The organism is Paractinoplanes deccanensis (assembly GCF_016862115.1).
In the GTDB taxonomy this organism is placed as follows: Bacteria; Actinomycetota; Actinomycetes; order Mycobacteriales; family Micromonosporaceae; genus Actinoplanes; species Actinoplanes deccanensis.
Map to the genome: position 1 here is coordinate 1 of NZ_BOMI01000241.1, position 1315 is coordinate 1315.

The 1315-nt window shown below is 66.9% G+C and carries 1 protein-coding gene; it reads left to right on the plus strand.

Going from position 1 to position 1315, the window contains the following annotated elements; genetic code table 11:
• Nucleotides 1-76: 76 nt before the first annotated feature.
• Nucleotides 77-1284, plus strand: a protein-coding gene (locus Ade02nite_RS48815) for an IS3 family transposase (protein WP_203778291.1) whose coding sequence is annotated in 2 segments (ribosomal slippage) — nucleotides 77-374 and nucleotides 374-1284 — 1209 coding nt in all. Because the reading frame shifts where the segments join, the coding sequence is not laid out codon by codon here.
• Nucleotides 1285-1315: the final 31 nt, after the last annotated feature.

Genomic DNA, 1315 nt, shown 5'->3' on the forward strand with positions numbered 1-1315 from the left:
GGGGCCTTGCCCCCTGGTCTTGGACACTTGAACTTGGGATCGTGATGGTCCTGGGAGTCAGGAGTCCTGCAAGATCATGGTGAACAAACACTATCCGCCCGAGTTCAAGGCCGAAGCGGTCGCGCTGTACCGGTCTCGGCCGGGTACGACCATCGCCTCGATCGCTGATGACCTGGGCGTTAACCGGGAAACGCTGCGCAGTTGGGTTCGCCTCGATGATCAGCGGCGCGGCGAGATACCCCGCCCGGTGGGCGGGGTGCGGCCGCAGCCGGCGAGCACGGTCGAGGAAGAGAACGCCGAGTTGCGGCGCCGGGTCCGCGAGCTGGAAGAAGAGCGCGACATTCTGCGGAAGGCGGCCCGGTATTTCGCCGGGGAGACGCGCTGGTGAACCGCTTCCAGTTCGTCGCCGACCACCAGCAGCGCTACGGCGTGAAGCGGTTGTGCCGGATCCTCAATATCGCCCGGTCCAGCTTCTACTACTGGAAGGCCACGGCCGCCGACCGGGCCGCCCGCGACGCCGCGGACGCGGATCTGGCCGCCCGGATCCGCCTCGTGCACGCCCGTCATGACGGCACCTACGGCGCGCCAAGGGTCACCGCCGAACTGCACGAGAGCGGTCACCAGGTCAACCACAAGAAAGTGGCCCGGGTGATGCGCCGCTACCGGATCCAGGGCCTGCGCCTACGCCGGCGGGTGCAGACCACCATCGCGGATCCGGCAGCACAGAGGGCACCGGACCTGATCGGCCGTGACTTCACCGCTCCAGCCCTGAACCGGCGCTACGTCGGCGACATCACCTATCTACCGGTCGGTGAACGCGGATTCCTCTACCTAGCAACGGTGATCGACCTGCACTCACGACGCTTGGCGGGCTGGGCGATCGCCGATCACATGCGCACAGATCTCGTCATCGACGCCCTCGCCGCGGCCGAACGGACCCGCGGCAGCCTGGCCGGGGCGATCATGCATACCGACCACGGAGCCCAATACACGTCCAAGGCCTTCGCCGCCGCCTGCACCACCGCTGGGGTCCGGCAATCGATGAGCAAGGTCGGCAGCTCCGCCGACAACGCCCTGGCCGAGTCGTTCAACGCGACCTTCAAACGCGAGACCCTGCAAGGCCGCCGAGCATTCACCGACGAACGCGAAGCACGCCTGGCCTCGTTCCGATGGCTGCACCGCTACAACACCGTCCGCCGCCATTCCCGGCTCGGGCAGCAGTCCCCGGTCACCTACGAGAACAACATCCGAATACGGCCAGCTACGCTGGCCTCAGCCGCATAAACCCCGTGTCCAAGATCCGGGGATAAGCCCC